This is a genomic window from Streptomyces sp. NBC_00885 (genome assembly GCF_045207475.1).
In the GTDB taxonomy this organism is placed as follows: Bacteria; Actinomycetota; Actinomycetes; order Streptomycetales; family Streptomycetaceae; genus Streptomyces.
The window spans coordinates 2,639,378-2,656,587 of record NZ_CP108796.1; the positions used below are offsets into that span (position 1 = coordinate 2,639,378).

The 17,210-nt window shown below is 68.5% G+C and carries 16 protein-coding genes; all 16 read right to left on the bottom strand.

The annotated features are described in order from the left end of the window. Positions 1 to 15: 15 nt before the first annotated feature. Positions 16 to 1,608 (bottom strand): F0F1 ATP synthase subunit alpha, encoded by a 1,593-nt coding sequence (atpA, locus tag OHA61_RS11525; RefSeq protein ID WP_324976799.1) that lies wholly within the window; start codon positions 1,606 to 1,608, stop codon positions 16 to 18. A 130-nt stretch (positions 1,609 to 1,738) separates the two neighbouring features. After that, positions 1,739 to 2,554 carry a F0F1 ATP synthase subunit delta gene (locus OHA61_RS11530; protein ID WP_406303001.1) on the bottom strand — a complete coding sequence of 272 codons (816 nt, stop codon included), beginning with the start codon at positions 2,552 to 2,554 and terminating at the stop codon, positions 1,739 to 1,741. Next, positions 2,551 to 3,105 (bottom strand): F0F1 ATP synthase subunit B, encoded by a 555-nt coding sequence (locus tag OHA61_RS11535; protein WP_324976794.1) that lies wholly within the window; start codon positions 3,103 to 3,105, stop codon positions 2,551 to 2,553. Before OHA61_RS11535 ends, OHA61_RS11530 begins: the two co-directional genes overlap by 4 nt. Positions 3,106 to 3,142: 37 nt before the next feature. Then, complete coding sequence (locus tag OHA61_RS11540) at positions 3,143 to 3,394, bottom strand: F0F1 ATP synthase subunit C (protein ID WP_324976791.1); 252 nt, start codon at positions 3,392 to 3,394, stop codon at positions 3,143 to 3,145. Positions 3,395 to 3,462: 68 nt separating this feature from the next. Next, positions 3,463 to 4,305, bottom strand: a complete 843-nt coding sequence (atpB, locus tag OHA61_RS11545; RefSeq protein WP_324976829.1) for a F0F1 ATP synthase subunit A — start codon at positions 4,303 to 4,305, stop codon at positions 3,463 to 3,465. A 210-nt stretch (positions 4,306 to 4,515) separates the two neighbouring features. After that, entirely contained in the window at positions 4,516 to 4,953 is a 438-nt protein-coding gene (locus tag OHA61_RS11550) for a hypothetical protein (RefSeq protein ID WP_361907349.1), read from the bottom strand. A gap of 261 nt (positions 4,954 to 5,214) precedes the next feature. Continuing rightward, positions 5,215 to 6,558, bottom strand: coding sequence for an MraY family glycosyltransferase (locus tag OHA61_RS11555; RefSeq protein ID WP_406303002.1), 1,344 nt, complete (start codon positions 6,556 to 6,558; stop codon positions 5,215 to 5,217). 104 nt (positions 6,559 to 6,662) lie between these two features. Beyond that, a complete protein-coding gene (glyA, locus tag OHA61_RS11560) occupies positions 6,663 to 7,934 on the bottom strand; it encodes a serine hydroxymethyltransferase (RefSeq protein ID WP_406303003.1) in 1,272 nt (423 codons plus the stop codon). A gap of 87 nt (positions 7,935 to 8,021) precedes the next feature. Beyond that, complete coding sequence (locus OHA61_RS11565; RefSeq protein WP_324976780.1) at positions 8,022 to 8,669, bottom strand: protein-tyrosine-phosphatase; 648 nt, start codon at positions 8,667 to 8,669, stop codon at positions 8,022 to 8,024. Beyond that, complete coding sequence (locus OHA61_RS11570) at positions 8,666 to 9,313, bottom strand: L-threonylcarbamoyladenylate synthase (RefSeq protein ID WP_324976777.1); 648 nt, start codon at positions 9,311 to 9,313, stop codon at positions 8,666 to 8,668. Before OHA61_RS11570 ends, OHA61_RS11565 begins: the two co-directional genes overlap by 4 nt. Positions 9,314 to 9,353: 40 nt before the next feature. Beyond that, a complete protein-coding gene (prmC, locus tag OHA61_RS11575; RefSeq protein ID WP_361907358.1) occupies positions 9,354 to 10,235 on the bottom strand; it encodes a peptide chain release factor N(5)-glutamine methyltransferase in 882 nt (293 codons plus the stop codon). A gap of 40 nt (positions 10,236 to 10,275) precedes the next feature. After that, entirely contained in the window at positions 10,276 to 11,355 is a 1,080-nt protein-coding gene (gene prfA, locus OHA61_RS11580; protein ID WP_406303004.1) for a peptide chain release factor 1, read from the bottom strand. A gap of 106 nt (positions 11,356 to 11,461) precedes the next feature. Next, positions 11,462 to 11,686 (bottom strand): 50S ribosomal protein L31, encoded by a 225-nt coding sequence (gene rpmE, locus OHA61_RS11585; RefSeq protein ID WP_266487458.1) that lies wholly within the window; start codon positions 11,684 to 11,686, stop codon positions 11,462 to 11,464. Between the two features lie 160 nt (positions 11,687 to 11,846). Next, the gene (locus OHA61_RS11590; protein WP_406303005.1) at positions 11,847 to 12,953 is read right to left on the bottom strand and encodes an LCP family protein; all 1,107 of its coding nucleotides are present in this window, start codon (positions 12,951 to 12,953) and stop codon (positions 11,847 to 11,849) included. Between the two features lie 183 nt (positions 12,954 to 13,136). Beyond that, a complete protein-coding gene (locus tag OHA61_RS11595; protein WP_406303006.1) occupies positions 13,137 to 14,918 on the bottom strand; it encodes a trypsin-like serine protease in 1,782 nt (593 codons plus the stop codon). 264 nt (positions 14,919 to 15,182) lie between these two features. Then, a complete protein-coding gene (rho, locus tag OHA61_RS11600; RefSeq protein ID WP_406303007.1) occupies positions 15,183 to 17,189 on the bottom strand; it encodes a transcription termination factor Rho in 2,007 nt (668 codons plus the stop codon). Positions 17,190 to 17,210 lie beyond the last annotated feature (21 nt).

Consider the following 17,210-nt stretch of genomic DNA (forward strand, 5'->3'; position numbering starts at 1 on the left):
AGGTCCCTTCCGTCGTCACTTGGCCGTGCTGACCGGCGCGTCTTCGCCGAGAAGCTTGCCGTCCGAGGTCTCGAACTGACGCTTGAAGGCGGCGATCGCGTCACCGATGGACTGCAGGGTGTCGTCCGACATCTTGCCGCCCTCGGCGATGCTGGTCAGCAGCTCCTTGCGCTCACGGCGCAGGTGCTCGAGCAGCTCGGTCTCGAAGCGGCGGATGTCCTGGACCGGGACGTCGTCCATCTTGCCGGTGGTGCCGGCCCAGACGGAGACAACCTGCTCCTCGACGGGCATGGGCTGGTACTGAGCCTGCTTGAGCAGCTCGACCATGCGCTTACCGCGCTCCATCTGCGCCTTGGAGGCCGCGTCCAGGTCGGAACCGAAGGCGGCGAACGCCTCCAGCTCACGGAACTGGGCGAGGTCCACACGAAGCCGGCCGGAGACCTGCTTCATGGCCTTGTGCTGGGCGGAGCCACCGACACGGGAGACCGAGATACCGACGTTCAGGGCCGGACGCTGGCCGGCGTTGAACAGGTCGGACTCCAGGAAGCACTGGCCGTCGGTGATGGAGATGACGTTGGTCGGGATGAACGCCGACACGTCGTTCGCCTTGGTCTCGACGATCGGCAGACCCGTCATCGAACCGGCGCCCATGTCGTCGGAGAGCTTGGCGCAGCGCTCCAGCAGACGCGAGTGCAGGTAGAAGACGTCGCCCGGGTAGGCCTCGCGGCCCGGCGGGCGGCGCAGCAGCAGCGACACGGCGCGGTAGGCGTCGGCCTGCTTCGACAGGTCGTCGAAGATGATCAGGACGTGCTTGCCCTGGTACATCCAGTGCTGGCCGATGGCCGAGCCGGTGTACGGCGCCAGGTACTTGAAGCCGGCCGGGTCGGACGCCGGAGCCGCGACGATCGTCGTGTACTCGAGGGCGCCTGCCTCCTCCAGCGCACCGCGCACGGACGCGATGGTGGAGCCCTTCTGGCCGATGGCGACGTAGATGCAGCGGACCTGCTTCTTCGGGTCGCCCGAGCGCCAGTTGTCGCGCTGGTTGATGATCGTGTCGACGGCCAGAGCGGTCTTGCCGGTCTGACGGTCACCAATGATCAGCTGACGCTGGCCGCGGCCGATCGGCACCATGGCGTCGACAGCCTTGTAGCCGGTCTGCATCGGCTCGTGCACCGACTTACGGACCATGACGCCCGGGGCCTGCAGCTCGAGGGCGCGGCGTCCGTCGGTCTCGATCTCGCCGAGGCCGTCGATCGCGTTGCCGAGCGGGTCGACGACGCGACCCAGGTAGCCCTCGCCTACTGCGACGGACAGGACCTCGCCGGTGCGGGTGACCGGCTGGCCTTCCTCGATACCGCTGAACTCGCCGAGAACGACGCAGCCGATCTCGCGCTCCTCGAGGTTGAGGGCGAGACCGAGGGTGCCGTCCTCGAACTTCAGCAGCTCGTTCGCCATGGCCGAGGGAAGACCCTCGACCTTCGCGATGCCGTCGCCGGCAAGGCTGACTGTGCCGACCTCCTCGCGCGAGGCCGCGTCCGGCTTGTACGCCTGGACAAAGTTCTCCAGCGCGTCCCGGATCTCCTCCGGCCGGATCGTGAGCTCCGCCATCTGGGTTCCCTGCTCTCCTTGTTGGGCCCGAAGTTTCTTAGGGGGTCTGGGGGCGACCCCCAGGAATCTTCTGCAATCTCTGCACGGCCCAACCGGGCCGCTCGTACTGCTTGTTCAGTTACCGGCTTGGTCAGCCGGCCATACGGCGTGCTGCCTCGTCGAGACGCTCCGCGATGCTGCCGTTGATGATCTCGTCACCGACACGCACCGAGATCCCGCCGAGGACCTCGGGGTCCACGTCGAGGTTCAGGTGCATCTCGCGGCCGTAGATCCGCGCAAGACCGGCGCCGAGGCGCTGCTTCTGCTCGTCGGTCAGCGGCACCGCCGAGGTGACGACGGCGACCATCCGGTCCCGGCGCGCCGCGGCGAGCTTGGACAGGGACTCGAGTCCCGCCTCCAGGCTACGTCCCCGGGGCTGGGTGACAAGACGGACCACCAGACGCTCGGTGACCGGGTTGGCCTTGCCGCCGAGCAGGCTGCGCAGCAGCTCACCCTTGGCGGAGGCCGGCGCCGACTTGTCGGTCAGCGCGGACCGCAGGTCCTTGGCGGAGTCGATGATCCGGCCGAACCGGAACAGCTCGTCCTCGACCTCGTCGAGCGCGTCGGCCCGCTGGGCCACGGTGAGCTCGGCGGAGGCCGCCAGCTCCTCGACCGAGTCGACCAGGTCACGCGACTGCGACCAGCGAGAACGCACCATGCCGGAGATCAGGTCGGCAGTCTCGCCGCCCACCTGACCGCGCAGCAGGCGTCCCGCCAGCTCGGCCTTGGCCTCGCCGGCCTGCGCCGGGTCGGTCAGGACCCGACGCAGCGACACCTCACGGTCGAGCAGCGCGGTGACGGCGGCCAGCTCCTCGGCGAGCTTTGCCACGTCGACCGACGTGTTGTCGGTCAGCGCGTCAAGGGACTCGCGTGCGGCAGCCAGTGCCTCGCGGCTCGCTCCGTTCATCGCCCGGCCTCTGCCTTCGAAGCGCTGTCCTCGAGTGCGTCGAGGAAGCGGTCGATGGTGCGGCTCTGCCGGGCGTGGTCCTCGAGGGACTCACCGACGAGCTTGCCGGCCAGTTCGGTGGCGAGCTTGCCGACGTCCTGGCGCAGCGCCGCGGCAGCCGCCTTGCGGTCGGCCTCGATCTGGGTGTGACCGGCAGCGATGATCTCCTCACGCTGCCGCTGGCCTTCCGCCTTCATCTCCTGGATGATCGCGGCACCCTGCTCGGTCGCCTCCTGGCGCATCCGGGCCGCCTCGTGGCGGGCCTCGGCGAGCTGCGCCTTGTACTGCTCGAGCACGCTTTCGGCTTCGACCTTGGCCGCAGCGGCCTGCTCGATGCCACCTTCGATGGCCTCTCGGCGCTGCTCCAGAACCTTGTTGATGTTCGGGAGGAGCTTCTTGGCGAGGAAGCCGAAAACGATGACAAAGGCGATCAGGCCGATGACGAGCTCAGGGATCGGCGGGATGAGCGGGTTTTCCGCCTCTTCCTGCGCGAGCTGAACCAGAGGGTTCACGTCAGTGCCTTTCGTCGAATGGGCTGTTCGCGACCGGTCAGGAGGTCGGGTAGACGAACGGCATGACCAGACCGATCAGGGCGAGCGCCTCACAGAAGGCGAAGCCGAGGATCTGGTTCTGGCGGATCAGGCCGGCGGCCTCGGGCTGACGGGCGAGAGCCTGGGTACCGTTACCGAAAATGATGCCCACGCCGACGCCGGGGCCGATGGCCGCAAGGCCGTAGCCGATGGAGCCGAGGTTGCCCTTGATTTCGACGCTGGTGGCGGCGAGGGTCTGGAGAGCAGACATGCCGGTTCTTCCTTCTCTTTCTTGGTCCGGTGGGGGTTGGCCACCGGGTGCTTCAGGAGGTCGGGTGCTCAGTGGCCCTTGGCGAGAGCGCCCTGGATGTAGCTGCAGGTCAGCAGGACGAACACATATGCCTGGACAGCCTGGATGAAGAGCTCGAAGGCGGTCATCACGATGACCATCACGAACGACACACCTGCGTAGGCGATGCCGATGCCGTTCAGCAGGTACCAGGTGGCGATCGTGAAGAGCAGCAGCAGGGTGTGACCCGCGAACATGTTGGCAAAGAGCCGGACGGCGTGCGTGAACGGCCTGACGAGCAGGTTCGAGAAGAGCTCGATGGTCATCGAGAGCGGCAGGACCGGGCCGAGGCTCTTGTCGTAGCCGGAGAAGTTCTTGAAGGCTCCGACGAAACCGTGCTTCTTGAAGGTCAGGCTGACCCACAGGACGTACACGATCGCGGCGAGCGCGGCCGGGTACGCAATGATCGCCGTCACGGGGAACTGGGCGACCGGAATGATGGACCAGAGGTTCATCATCCAGACGAAGAAGAACAGGGAGACGACCAGCGGGACGTACTTCTCGCCGTCGCGCTTGCCGATCGTCTCGTAGACGATGCCTCGGCGGACGAAGTCGTAGCCGGTCTCGGCGACCATCTGGAGTTTGCCGGGGACAACCTGCGGCCTACGGAAAGCCGCCCAGAAGAAGCCGACGATGATGACCGAGCCGAGCAGGGCCAGCAGCATTGTCTTGTTGAAGTACAAGTTGCTGTCCCCGTCGCCCCAGAGGGGCTGGAACAGGAACGAGTGCAGGCCGGGAGCCGGGAATCCACAACCGTCGCTCTGGAAGATGTGGCAGTCGGTCTCGAAGGCGAGCACCTGCGTCGGGTCAGCACTCACCGCGGGCTCCTTCAGCGTGGCGCATAGGTACGGCAACCTCGTTGTGTCGGCGCGGCGCACAGCCGCTGATCGGCACTGGACTGGTGTTACGGATATGGGGGCGGCTGGCAGGCATGGAGCCTCGCGCTTGAGCAGGCGTCAGCTCAGATGCCCGCGCCCGCAGTGCCGCAGTTGGCACCGGACGATAGCAGGATCGCGAACGCGCACTTATACCGGCCCTACCCCTCACGACTTCGACCCCTTGTTTTCGGGCTTCTCGCTCGAGGAGGGGTCGGGTTCGACGTAAAGCAGCTTGGCCTTCATGTGCGCACGGGTCTGAGCGGCGATCCATACAAGGGTCACCGCGACCAGCGTGATCGCGAAGGCCTTCGGGTTGAACAGCGTGGTGTTCTTGAATGCGGCGACGAAGATGAACAGCAGCAGAATCTGCGCCGCATAGAGCATGAGACCCATGGCCTGGAACAGATGCGGAAGGGACTTGGCCGTCCGTTCGAGGACCACAAGTCCCATTCCCATGAAGAGGATCACGATCACCGTCGCGACAACGGCGCCCACAGCTCCCTTGCCACCCGCGACCACGCCACTGATTACGGCGGCAAGAATGCCGGCGCCTGCGGCGGGCAGGGCTGCTTGGAGGAGTGTTCGGGCGTCATTGGACCGCATGGCGGCAGCTCCGCAGGTGGTGGGGGCATGAGTGTCGTCATGGACGAGCGTAGGCCCGGAGCGAGAGTGAACCTCGCGCCAATGGGCCGTCGCACTACGGCCCTTCGGCTCTGTCGCCGGGTTTCGTGAACGGTATCACAAACTATTTGATGAGGTCTTTACCTAGAAGTGTGCCGACCATCACACATGAGAGTGACCCCGCGCGTGTGTGCAGGACAAGACGCCGTTATGTCTGGTATTGGGCGCCCATGTCTCGACACGTCAGCCGCGCGTCCCGGCCTTTCGCCGGTCCGGGAGGCGCGAACGGGCGCCGATGGCAGTCGCTCCGTTGACGCCGTTGACCCCCGCCGCGACGGGCGCGCATTCCTCGGGCTCCTCGTGCGCGGCATCCGTCTCGTACGCGAGCGCGGGCAGCGCGGCCGGCTCGGGCCGCACCGCACGGCGCCGGTAGCGGGGCGGCACGAAGGCCTCCGCCCAGCGCGGGGCGCGCGGGGTGAAGCGCGGCAGCAGCAGAAGCACCAGCCCCACCGCGCTGAGCGCGACGATGAGCAGGACGATCCACATCGACGCCGAGTGCACGGAGTACGCGACCACGCCGAAGGCGATCAGTGCCGACCAGAAGTACATGATCAGGACAGCGCGGCTGTGCGAATGTCCGATCTCCAGAAGCCGGTGGTGAAGATGGCCGCGGTCGGCGGCGAAGGGCGACTGTCCGTTCCACGTACGCCGCACGATCGCGAGCAGCAGGTCGGCGACCGGGATCGCGATGATGGTCAGCGGCAGCAGCAGCGGGATGAAGACCGGCAGGGCAGCGTGCGTGGCCTGCCGGGTGCTGCCCTCGAAGATCTTCAGGGCGTCGGGGTCCACCTGGCCGGTCACCGAGATCGCTGCCGCGGCGAGCACCAGCCCGATCAGCATCGAGCCGGAGTCGCCCATGAAGATCCGCGCCGGGTGCATGTTGTGCGGCAGGAAGCCGAGACACATGCCCATCAGGATCGCGGTGAACAGGGTCGCGGGGGCGGCGGCCTCGATGCCGTAGCTGAACCAGATCCGGTACGCGTACAGGAAGAAGGCCGCGGCGGCGATGCAGACCATGCCGGCGGCGAGACCGTCGAGGCCGTCCACGAAATTCACCGCGTTGATGGTGATCACGACCAGCGCGACGGTCAGCAGCGTGCCCTGCCAACTGGTCAGCGCGACGACGCCGACGCCGGGCACGGGGATCCACAGGATCGTCAGACCCTGGATCACCATCACACCCGCGGCGATCATCTGGCCGCCGAGCTTGATCAGGGCGTCGATCTCGAACTTGTCGTCCAGAACGCCGATGATCCAGATCAGGGCCGCGCCGGAGAGCAGCGCACGCGGTTCGTTGGACAGCTCGAAGACGCTGTTCAGGTTCTGCAGATGGTCGGCGACCAGCAGTCCCGCGCACAGCCCGAAGAACATGGCGATACCGCCGAGTCGCGGTGTCGGCTCTCGGTGTACGTCTCGGGCACGGATCTGCGGCATCGCGCCGGACGCGATGGCGAACTTGCGCACCGGACCGGTCAGCAGATAGGTCACCGCAGCCGTGACACAAAGCGTCAGCAGGTAATCACGCACGGGCTGCCCCACAGGAATCGCTGGCCATCTCAGCCCCACACACTAGCTCTGTAGCCACATGCTTGAGGACATACGGGCGCCGACGACGGTTCCACGGCTCGCGGCTAGCCCTGATAAGGCGGAAATCTACCGGCCAGCGTACGTACTTCCGCACGGACCTCTCGCGCCCCTTCTCCCTCTTCACGCATCGCTGCCGTGAACAGCGCGGCGATATGGGCCATCTCGGCCTCGCCCATGCCCTGTGTGGTGACCGCCGCGGTGCCCAGGCGGATGCCACGTCCGTCGCCGTACGGCAGTGCGCAGGTGTCCAGGACCAGCCCGGCCGCGGCGAGACGGCCGCGGGCCGTCTTGCCGTCCACGCCCAGTGGGGCGGGATCCGCGCTGATCAGATGGGTGTCGGTGCCGCCGGTCAGTACCGCGAAGCCCTCCGCGGCGAGCCCGTCGGCGAGCACGCGCGCGTTGGCGACCACCTGGTGGGCGTACGCGCTGAACGCGGGGGTCGACGCCTCGCCGAAGGCGACGGCCTTGGCGGCGATCGTGTGCATCTGGGCGCCGCCCTGCGTGAAGGGGAACACCGCCCGGTCGATGCGCTCGGCAAGCTCGGCCCCGCACAGGATCATTCCGCCGCGCGGCCCGCGCAGCACCTTGTGGGTGGTGGCGCACACCACATCGGCGTACGGGACGGGGCTGGGGGCCGCGCCGCCCGCGATGAGGCCCATCGGATGGGCGGCGTCGGCGATCAGATACGCGCCCACCTCGTCGGCGATCTCGCGGAAGGCGGCGTAGTCGGGGTGGCGGGGATACGAGATCGAACCACAGACGAGGGCCTTGGGCTTGTGGTGCCGCGCCAGGGTGCGGATCTGCTCGTAGTCGATGAGCCCGGTGTCGGCGTCGATGCCGTATCCGACGAAGTCGAACCAGCGGCCGGAGAAGTTGGCGGGCGAGCCGTGGGTGAGATGGCCACCGTGCGAAAGGCCCATGGCCAGGACCGTGTCGCCGGGCTTGAGCAGCGCCGCGTATGCGGCGAGGACGGCGGAAGAGCCGGAGTGCGACTGGACGTTGGCGTGCTGTGCGCCGAACAGGGCCATGGCGCGCTCGACGGCGATCCGCTCGGCGGCGTCGACGAGTTCACAGCCGCCGTGATGGCGGGCGCCCGGGTAACCCTCGGCGTACTTGTTGGCGAGCGGGGAGCCGAGGGCGGCGAGGACCGCGGGCGAGGTGAAGTTCTCCGCGGCGATGAGCTGAAGGCTGTCGCTCTGCCGGCGCAGTTCCCCCAGGATCACCTCGGCGATCTGGGGATCCTGGCGGCGCAGGGCCTCGAAGTCCGCGCCGTGGTGGGTGATGTGGGCGGCGTCTGGTGCAGCGGTGACCGACATCTTGGGCTCCGGGCCTCGCGTGGTGTGGCGGCCCCTCCAATGTAGGCCGGGCCCCGCCGCCGCGCCCGCCATGACGGAGGTCCGGACTCAGCGGCGCGCGGGTACCCCCGTGAGCGCCGTCACCACCGGATCCAGCGCCTGCTGGATCTCGTCGCCGATCGACCGGAAGAAGGTGATCGGCGCACCGTAGGGGTCGTACACCTCGTCCGCGTCCGGGCTCGGCGCCAGCAGCCAGCCGCGCAGCGCCGCCGCCGCCCTGACCAGGGCACGGGCGCGCTCGACGACGCCCTCGTGCGGGTCCGGCAGCGTTGTCGGGTCTATCGCGCGCACGAGTCGTGTGAACTCCTTGAGCGTGAAGGTGCGCAGGCCCGCCGAGTGGCCCATCGAGATCACCTGGGCGCGGTGGTCCCTGGTCGCCGTGAGGACCAGGTCCGCGCGGATCACATGCTCGTCGAGCAGCTCGCGGCCCACGAACCCGGTCGCGTCCGCGCCGAAGTCGGCGAGGACGATCTCGGCGTTGGCCTCCATCGGGGCGCCCTCGTGGCCCCAGGTGCCCGCGCTCTCCACGATCAGGCCGCCCGTGAGCGGGTCGCCGAGGCGGACGCTCAGGGCATGGCGGGTCAGCCGCTCGGTGATCGGCGAGCGGCAGACGTTGCCGGTGCTGACGTGGAGGATGCGGAAAGTGGAGTTGCTGCTGACGGATTCCGCTATGCCACGCCCCTCAGGGGCGGTCAACTGGCCACCTCGAGGTCGGGTACGACTTTGCGCAGCTCGTCCGGCGAGAGCGCTCCCTCACGCAGCAGCAACGGGAACTTGCCCGTGACATCGACGATGGAGGACGGAACGATGCCCGGGGTCGGGCCGCCGTCCAGGTAGACCGAGACCGCGTCGCCGAGCATCTCCTGCGCGGCGTCACAGTCCTCCGGCGCCGGGTGCCCGGTCAGGTTGGCGCTGGAGACGGCCATCGGGCCGACCTCGGTGAGCAGTTCGATGGCGACGGGGTGCAGCGGCATACGGATCGCGACGGTGCCGCGGGTGTCGCCCAGGTCCCACTGGAGCGAGGGCTGGTGCTTGGCGACGAGGGTCAGCGCGCCCGGCCAGAACGCGTCGACGAGCTCCCAGGCCTGCTCGGAGAAGTCGGTGACGAGGCCGTGCAGGGTGTTCGGCGAGCCGATGAGGACAGGGGTGGGCATATTGCGGCCGCGCCCCTTGGCCGCCAGCAGGTCGGCGACGGCCTCGGAGCTGAACGCGTCCGCACCGATCCCGTACACGGTGTCGGTGGGCAGCACGACCAGCTCGCCGCGGCGGACGGCCGATGCGGCTTCACGCAGACCGGTGATGCGATCCGTCGCGTCGTTGCAGTCGTATCGCCGAGCCATCAGCGGGCCTCCTCGTACACATGCGTGGTCACGTGCTTCGTCATGGCGTTGCCTTGCGCGCGGTCGCGAAGCGCGGCCGCTTGTTCAGATCAGGGTGGTCGGCGGCATCCGCCCAGCCGGCCTCTTCACTGAAGATCCACGGCACCTGGCCGCCCTGCGTGTCCGCGTGCTCGACGACGACGAGGCCGCCGGGACGCAGCAGCCGGTGCGCGGTGCGCTCGATGCCGCGGATGGTGTCGAGGCCGTCCTCGCCGGAGAACAGAGCCATGTCCGGGTCGTGGTCGCGGGCCTCGGGGGCGACATACTCCCACTCCGTGAGCGGGATGTACGGCGGATTGGAGATGACCAGGTCCACCTGCCCGTCCAGCTCAGGCAGGGCGCTCAGCGCGTCGCCCTGGTGGATGGTGACGCGCGTGCCCTCGGCGTTCTTGCGCGTCCACCTCAGCGCGTCCTCGGACAGCTCCACGCCGTGCACCCGCGAGCGCGGCACCTCCTGCGCCATGGCCAGCGCGATCGCGCCCGATCCCGTACACAGGTCGACGATGAGCGGCTCGACGACGTCCATGGCCCGTACGGCGTCTATGGCCCAGCCGACGACCGATTCGGTCTCCGGGCGCGGGACGAAGACGCCGGGTCCGACCTGCAGTTCCAGATAGCGGAAGAAGGCGCGGCCGGTGATGTGCTGGAGCGGCTCGCGGGCCTCGCGGCGGGCGACGGCCTCCCAGTAGCGGGCGTCGAAGTCACCGTCCGGGACATTGTGCAGCTCTCCGCGCTTCACCCCGTGGACGAAGGCGGCGAGCTCCTCCGCGTCGAAGCGCGGTGAGGGCACGCCGGCGTCGGCCAGCCGCTGGGTGGCCTGGGCCACCTCGGCAAGCAGCAGACTTCGGGGGCTTGGGGGTCGCCCCCCAAAATGTTGCTGCACGCTGGTCCTCCGGGCTGGTGCTGTCTGCTGGGTGCTGTGCTTACTGGGCGGCGGCGAGCTTGGCGGCGGAGTCGGCGTCGACGCAGGCCTGGATCACCGCGTCGAGATCCCCGTCGAGGACCTGGTCCAAGTTGTACGCCTTGAAGCCGACCCGGTGGTCCGAGATGCGGTTTTCCGGGAAGTTGTACGTACGGATCTTCTCGGAGCGGTCAACTGTGCGGACCTGGCTGCGGCGGACATCCGACGCTTCCTGCTCGGCCGCCTCCTGGGCCGCGGCCAGCAGCCGCGAACGCAGGATACGCATGGCCTGCTCCTTGTTCTGGAGCTGGCTCTTCTCGTTCTGGCAGGAGGCGACGACGCCGGTGGGCAGGTGCGTGATGCGCACCGCGGAGTCGGTGGTGTTGACGGACTGGCCGCCCGGCCCGGAGGAGCGGTACACATCGATACGGAGATCATTGGCGTGGATCTCGACGTCGATCTCCTCCGCCTCGGGCGTGACCAGCACACCGGCCGCGGAGGTGTGGATACGGCCCTGGGACTCGGTGGAGGGCACCCGCTGCACGCGGTGCACGCCGCCCTCGTACTTCAGCCGCGCCCAGACGCCCTGTCCGGGTTCGGTCGCTCCGTTGCCGCCCTTGGTCTTCACCGCGACCTGGACGTCCTTGTAGCCGCCCAGCTCGGACTCGGTCGCGTCGATGATCTCGGTCTTCCAGCCGACGCGCTCCGCGTAGCGCAGATACATCCGCAGCAGATCACCGGCGAACAGGGCGGACTCGTCGCCGCCCGCGCCCGCCTTGACCTCGAGGATGACGTCCTTGTCGTCGCTGGGGTCGCGCGGTACGAGCAGCAGTCGCAGCTTCTCGGTGAGTTCCTCGCGCTGCTTGTCCAGCACCTTGACCTCGGCGGCGAACTCCGGGTCGTCGGCGCCGAGTTCACGCGCGGTCTCGATGTCGTCCCCGGTCTGCTTCCAGGAGAGGTACGTGCCCACGATGGGGGTCAGCTCGGCGTAGCGCTTGCCCAGCTTGCGCGCGTTCGCCTGGTCCGCGTGGACCGAGGGATCGGCGAGCTTCTTCTCGAGATCGGCGTGTTCGCCGATCAGTTCCTCGACCGCCTCGAACATCGGGGGCTCCTGGTCTTTCGTACGCGAAGGGGGCTGCTCAGAACGGACAAAGCGCCGGCCTCGGCCACCCCGGTCAGGGGCGGCCGAGGGCCGGCGCAGTGGCTCGCTACTTCTTGGCGGAGCCGGCAGCCTTGCCGAAGCGGGCCTCGAAGCGGGCCACACGGCCACCGGTGTCGAGGATCTTCTGCTTGCCCGTGTAGAACGGGTGGCACTCGGAGCAGACCTCGGCACGAATGCTGCCGCTGCCGATCGTGCTGCGAGTGGTGAACGACGCGCCACAGGTACAGCTGACCTGGGTCTCGACGTACTCGGGGTGGATGTCGCGCTTCAAGGTGTCTCCTAGTTTCGGGAGGGCACCGGGTCGCACGCGCGGATTGCTCGTACGTGAACCGGGGCCGACGTACCAGTCTGCCAGGACTGGCCGTAACTCCCAAAACCGGGGTCCGGCCGGAACTATTCCCCCTGGGGGTGGGTCCCGGGGAGCGGCCCGGCTACCGGTTCTTGACGACGGTGCCCGCGTCGCCCTTGTCGCCCGCCGAGTCCTTGACCGCGGAGGCCGGAATCGGCCTGTCCTGCTTGATCGCCGTCCATACCTGCTGGGCCGCGGCCTTGATCGGCACCACGCGGTTGGGGTCGGCCGGGTCGTACTCCACCGGCATCGTGATCATGTGGACGTCCTTGGCTCCGAGGCCGCTGAGCCCCCGGGCGAAGTCCATCAGCTCGTTGACCGAGTCGAGCTCGGAGTCGGGCGTGATCGCCTTGGTGGCGGTGTCGGCGACGTCGAAGAGCCGCTTGGGGTTGCTGAAGACGCCGACGTGCTTGACCTGGTCGATGAACGCCTTCATGAAGGCCTGCTGCAGCTGTATTCGGCCAAGGTCGCTGCCGTCGCCGACGCTCTTGCGGGTGCGTACGAGACCGAGCGACTGCTCCCCGTTGAGCTTGTGCGTGCCGGGCTCGAGGTCGAGGTGGCTCTTGGAGTCGTCAATCGCCTTGGTGGTGGTGATCTCCACACCGCCCAGCTTGTCGATGAGCTTCTTGAAACCGGTGAAGTCGACCTCGATGTAGTGGTCCATGCGGATGCCGGACATCTTCTCGACGGTCTTGACCGCACACGCGGGGCCACCGACCTCGTACGCGGTGTTGAACATCGCCCGCTTCTCGGCGGCGGCGGGCTTGCCCTTCTCGTCCGTGCACTGAGGCCGGTCGACGAGGGTGTCACGCGGGACGGAGACGACGCTCGCCTTCTTGTGGCCCTGGTAGACGTGCACGATCATCGCGGTGTCCGAGCGTGCGGCGCCTTCGTCCACGCCGTACTCGGCGTTGGCACCGGAGCGGGAGTCGGAGCCCAGGACCAGGATGTCCATGGAACCGTTGTCGATGTTCTTGGGGCGGTCGGTGCCGAGTGCGGCGTTGATGTCGACGCCCTGGAGATTGCCGTTGAGCTTGAAGTAGACGTAGCCGAGGCCGGACCCGCCGACCAGCACCAGTCCCGCGACCGACCACCCCGCGACGGTCAGTGCCCGGTGGCGTGCGGTGGGCTGTTTACGGCGCTTGCCACGGCTGCGTATTCGGCTGCCGCTGCTGCTCTGGTCGGCCATGTTCCCCTCGGCTCTCGATGGTCCCGCTACCCCCTGCCGTGGTGTTTCAGGCGCGGTGTCGGCACTGGTTCAGACGGTGAAGCACCAAGAAGGGTTGCACAGGGGGCTGAGAACCCCCTGAGAAACGCCTGGTGCCCACCGCGCATTGCACGGTGGGCACCAAACGGCGTGTGCGCTGGAGCTTTAGCCGAAGAGGTTGTACGCCTGCCAGCCGGTGCCGAAGGCGACACGTGTGGCGAAGATCCCACCGGTGGGCTTGCCGTTGCCCGGGTAGAGCCACAGCTTGCCCGTGGTGTCACGGACGAGCAGGTCGGCGTTTCCGTCGCTGTTCACGTCGCCGGTGGTGACCAGCGCGTTGAAGGAGCTGCCGAAGGTGCCGACGAGACGGCGGGCCGCGAACGTGCCGGTGGCCTTGCCGGTACCCGTGTACAAGTAGGTGGCGCCGCCGGCGCCGCGGGCCAGGATGTCGGCCCTGCCGTCGCCGGTGAAGTCACCGTGGCCGCGGACGATGCCGTACTGCCCCCAGCCGCCGCCGATCAGGATCGGCGCGGCGAAGGCGCCGGTGCCCTTGCCCGGGTAGAGGTAGGCGTTGCCGGAGGAGTTGACCGCCATCATGTCCGGCAGATCGTCGCCGGTCAGGTCACCGGGGACCAGGATCTGCTTGTGCGCTCCCCAGCCCTTGGCGATGAGCTTCGGCGCCAGGTCCGGGTCGTAGGCCCAGTAGACGTCACCGTTCGACAGCCGGTAGAGCAGGTCCTGGTAGTCGTCGCGGTTGAGGTCGGCCTGGACCATCAGGGTCACGCCGCCGAAGTAGCCGTGGTTGTACTGGCGGGTGAGCGAGGTGACCTTCGAGGTCCAGCCGAACAGCGTGCTGTCGGAGGCGCGACGGGCCAGCAGGTCGGCCGTGTGGTCGCCGCTCCAGTTGGCGTCGTTGACGCGGGCCCGGATCGGGGCCGAGTACGTGCTCACCTTGGCGTAGACGCCGTACTTGCCGACGGCCGAGCAGTTCACGTCGCCCCAGGAGACCAGGCCGACGAGCTTGCCGCCGGCCACCAGCGGGCCGCCGGAGTCGCCGTTGCAGGTGGTCTCGCTGGTGCTGTCGTCACCGGTCGGCGCGGCTCCGGCGCAGATCATGTGGCCGACGATGTAGGACGAGCCGTACGCGGTCTGGCAGGCGGCGTTGGAGTTGATGTCCGCGTCGGCGACCTTCAGCGTCTGCGAGGCGCTGTTGGTCACGGTGGAGCTGGTACGGCCCCAGCCGTACACCTTGGCGTCCGTGCCCGGCGTGTACAGCGCGGTGTCCGTGTTCTGCATGATCGGCAGCGGCTTCACGGAAACCGGCGAGGTCAGCGTGAGCACGGCAACGTCGTTGTCGATGGTGGCCGCGCTGTAAGCCGGGTGGTTCCACTGGCGGTAGGCGCCCCGCAGGACACCGCCGTGGAAGTCCCAGGTGCCGTCGGACAGCTCGGTGGGCAGCTGGTCGGTACCGGTGATGACCGTGCCGGTCTCGTACCACTTGATGCCCTTGACGCAGTGCGCGGCGGTGGCGACCTTCGTCGGGGCGACGACGACGCCGCCGCAGAAGTAGCCGTTGCCCAGGCTGTCCGCGAAGTGGAGCTGGGCCATCCAGGGCGCAGCCGAGATGGTCGTCGTCGAACCACCGATGATGCGGGCGCTCGGCGCCGACGTCGTCTCGGACGACGACGAGGAGGAGGGCTGCTGCACGAGAGTGCGCTTGCTGGCCTTGTCGGCCTTCATCGCCTCGATCGTGCGACTGCGCAGTTCCTGCTGAGACAGCGGGTCGATCTGCTGCCGGGAGCCCAGCTGGGGGCCCTCGGTCTCGGCGGCCTGGGAGCCGGACATGGCCAGGCCCGTACCGACGAGTGCCGCCACAACTGCGGCGACGGCCGGTACCGCGATTCTGATGCGGCGCTTGTGACGACCACCACGGGTGCGTATCTGCACTCGGTAACCCCTCGGGTTGAACCGGCAGAGCGCACACGGCCCCACCGGAAGACAAACGGGTGTGGTGGGGCAAACGAACAACAGGGCAGACCGGACCCGAGGCCCCCCGGCCTCTCTCGGTGCTGCGGCGGATTCCCCCCCACCGGTAACCAGCGCATGATACGCACGTCAACTGAGCGTTGACCAGCGGCTGATGGGCCCCGGGAGAAAACGAGACCGCCCCGTCACCTGGGTGACGGGGCGGTCTGTTGAACGAGGACGATGTCAGTCGCTGCCGTTGCCGGCGGACGGGGTCGTCTTCTGGATCTGCAGCAGGAACTCGGCGTTCGACTTCGTCTGCTTCATCTTGTCGAGCAGCAGCTCGATCGCCTGCTGCTGGTCGAGCGCGTGCAGCACGCGGCGCAGCTTCCAGGTGATCGCGAGCTCGTCGCTGCCGAGCAGGATCTCTTCCTTACGGGTGCTGGACGCGTCCACGTCCACCGCCGGGAAGATGCGCTTGTCCGAGAGCTTCCGGTCGAGCTTGAGCTCCATGTTGCCGGTGCCCTTGAACTCCTCGAAGATCACCTCGTCCATCCGCGAGCCGGTGTCGACCAGCGCGGTGGCCAGGATGGTCAGCGAGCCGCCGTCCTCGATGTTGCGCGCGGCGCCGAAGAAGCGCTTCGGCGGGTAGAGCGCGGTCGAGTCGACACCACCGGACAGGATGCGTCCGGAGGCGGGGGCCGCGAGGTTGTACGCACGGCCCAGGCGGGTGATCGAGTCCAGCAGGACGACCACGTCGTGGCCCAGCTCGACCAGACGCTTGGCGCGCTCGATGGCCAGCTCGGCGACGGTGGTGTGGTCCTCGGCCGGGCGGTCGAAGGTCGAGGAGATGACCTCGCCCTTCACCGACCGCTGCATGTCGGTGACCTCTTCCGGACGCTCGTCGACGAGGACGACCATCAGGTGGCACTCGGGGCTGTTGACCGTGATCGCGTTGGCGATCGCCTGCAGGATCATGGTCTTGCCGGTCTTCGGCGGAGCCACGATCAGGCCTCGCTGGCCCTTTCCGATCGGCGCGACGAGGTCGATGATCCGGGTCGTGAGCACACCCGGGTCGGACTCGAGGCGCAGCCGGTCCTGCGGGTAGAGCGGGGTCAGCTTCTGGAACTCCGGGCGGCCGCGGCCGGATTCGGGCGCCATGCCGTTGACGGAGTCGAGGCGGACCAGCGCGTTGAACTTCTCGCGGCGCTCGCCCTCCTTGGGCTGACGGACGGCACCGGTGACGTGGTCACCCTTGCGCAGGCCGTTCTTGCGGACCTGGGCGAGCGAGACGTACACGTCGTTCGGTCCGGGCAGGTAGCCCGAAGTACGAATGAACGCGTAGTTGTCGAGGATGTCCAGGATGCCCGCGACGGGGATCAGGACGTCGTCCTCGGAGACCGGCACCTCGCTCGCGAAGTCGTCGCGGCCACGACGGCCACGGCGGTCGCGGTAGCGGCCACGGCGTCCGCGCCGGCCGCCCTCGAAGTCGTCGTCCTCGTCGACACGCGGGCCTGCGCCCTGGCCGCCCTGCTGGCCGCCCTGGCGCTGCTGGCGCTGGCCGCCCTGCTGCTCGTCGCCCTTGCCGCGCTGGCGGTCGCGCTGACGGTCACGTCCGCGCTCGCCCCCGCGCTCACCACGCTCGCCGCGCTGGCGGTCCTGGCGGTCGCGTCGGCCCTCGGCGCCCTCCTGCGCGGACACGGCGGTGGCGGCCTCGGCCTTGGCCTCGGGCTCCGCCTCGGTCCGTACGTCCTTGACGTCGACAGCCGTCTCGGCCTTGGCCTCGGCCTTGGTGTCCGGGCTGCCCGCCTGCGCGGTGGCCCGACGACGGCGGCGCTCCCCGGCCGGCTGGTCGTCGCTGGCCGGCTGACCCGGAATGTCGATCTGCTGCTGGGCGACGGCCTTCTCGGCCTTCTCAGCGGCGGCGGCATCGCCGGTGCGCGCCTTGGAGGTCGCACGGCGCTTCGGCTTGGTCTCGGCCTCGCCGGTGCCCGCCTCGGCGCTCTTGGGCGCGGAGCCGCCTGCCTGCGCCTCCTTGATGACCTCGATCAGCTGGCTCTTGCGCATACGCGCGGTGCCCCTGATGCCGAGGCCGGACGCGACCTGCTGCAGCTCGGCCAGGACCATGCCCTCGAGGCCGGTGCCGGAGCGGCGGCGCCGTGAGGTGGTGCCAGAGGCAGCACCTGCGGCGGGCGCGGTGGTGTCGACGTTGTTGTCGGCAGTCACGCCCATCAGATCGGTGGTGTCGCTCACGAAGGGTCCTTCCCTGGAGCG

Excerpts from the sequence above, each read along its gene's own strand:
- atpA (WP_324976799.1), bottom strand. The coding sequence starts at position 1,608 with ATGGCGGAGCTCACGATCCGGCCGGAGGAGATCCGGGACGCGCTGGAG.
- OHA61_RS11530 (WP_406303001.1), bottom strand. The coding sequence starts at position 2,554 with ATGAACGGAGCGAGCCGCGAGGCACTGGCTGCCGCACGCGAGTCCCTT.
- OHA61_RS11540 (WP_324976791.1), bottom strand. The coding sequence starts at position 3,394 with ATGTCTGCTCTCCAGACCCTCGCCGCCACCAGCGTCGAAATCAAGGGC.
- OHA61_RS11550 (WP_361907349.1), bottom strand. The coding sequence starts at position 4,953 with ATGCGGTCCAATGACGCCCGAACACTCCTCCAAGCAGCCCTGCCCGCC.
- glyA (WP_406303003.1), bottom strand. The coding sequence starts at position 7,934 with ATGTCGGTCACCGCTGCACCAGACGCCGCCCACATCACCCACCACGGC.
- OHA61_RS11570 (WP_324976777.1), bottom strand. The coding sequence starts at position 9,313 with ATGGCTCGGCGATACGACTGCAACGACGCGACGGATCGCATCACCGGT.
- prfA (WP_406303004.1), bottom strand. The coding sequence starts at position 11,355 with ATGTTCGAGGCGGTCGAGGAACTGATCGGCGAACACGCCGATCTCGAG.
- OHA61_RS11590 (WP_406303005.1), bottom strand. The coding sequence starts at position 12,953 with ATGGCCGACCAGAGCAGCAGCGGCAGCCGAATACGCAGCCGTGGCAAG.